Source organism: Paraburkholderia sp. RL17-380-BIE-A (assembly GCF_046028085.1).
Lineage (GTDB): Bacteria > Pseudomonadota > Gammaproteobacteria > Burkholderiales > Burkholderiaceae > Paraburkholderia.
Genome location: NZ_JARESQ010000049.1, coordinates 1 through 1,061 on the forward strand (window position 1 = coordinate 1; position 1,061 = coordinate 1,061).

Annotated in this window: 1 protein-coding gene; it reads left to right on the top strand. The window is 61.3% G+C overall.

The annotated features are described in order from the left end of the window. On the top strand, positions 1-1,061 hold a 1,061-nt coding region (locus tag P0D68_RS35465; protein WP_408468831.1), incomplete at both ends, for an SMP-30/gluconolactonase/LRE family protein.

A 1,061-nucleotide genomic window follows, 5' to 3' on the forward strand; every position in this document is an offset into this window, starting at 1 on the left:
GCGGTAGACGCAGCTGGAAACGTCTGGGTCGCACAACAGAGCCTGGGCACCGTGATCCAGTTCAGTCCAGGCGGGGAGCGCCGGAACACTATCCAGTTGCCGGCCAAAACGCGGCCCGCTTCGCTGTACTTCGATGCGACGAGCGACCAGCTATGGATCGGCGACGAAGGGCCGGATATGAATATCAAGATCTATGACGTGTCCGGCACGCCGTATGCCGCGGGGACGTTCGGTGTTCAAGGCGGCTTTCTCAGTACGGCCAATGGCATAAAAGGGCAAGTGGGCGATAAGCGCTTTACGCGCGTCACCGGCATCGGCAGGGATTCCGCGCGCGATCTCTACGTCCTGAACAATCCATGGGGAGGGTCATGGGACCTCGGCCGTAACGGCGGCACCGACATCCACGCATACGACGGGACCGGAGTTCTGCGCTGGCAGCTCCAATCGGTGAACTTCGAGGGCAACGCGGCTCCGGATCCGGCCACCGACGGGGCGATCTTCTACGGCGGAATGAATATCTATTCGGGTACCGTGGGTGGCACCCTGGTTGCCAACACAATCGACCCGATCACCTATCCGGCCGACCCCCGGATCAATCTTGCCGACCACGAACGTGGCGAACATTTTGCGCAGATCGCCAGCGTGAGAGGGCACCGGATACTCGTCGCCGCGAGTCAGAACCCCGATACCTTCTACTTTTTCCACTTCAACCCGGCGAGCGGCTACATTGCGATTCCTGATGGCGCGTTGCCGGGAACGGCCTTCGCTACGACGGCACGCGTGCGCAATGGCTTCTGTCTGGATAGCAAGGGCGATATCTGGGCGGGTCTCGACAAGACCAATGTCATTTCACACTACCCACTGACAGGTTTCGATTCGAGTGGCAAACCGGTCTGGGGCGCCGCGATCACGATGCCGATCCCACGCACCATCTCGCAACTTACCCGGATCATCTACCTGCCCGAAAGCGACACGATGATTCTCACGCAAGGGGCAACCGGCAGCACGGACTGGACTGCGGTGGGGCAGCGCGTCGAGGTGTATCACGGCTGGCTGGCCGG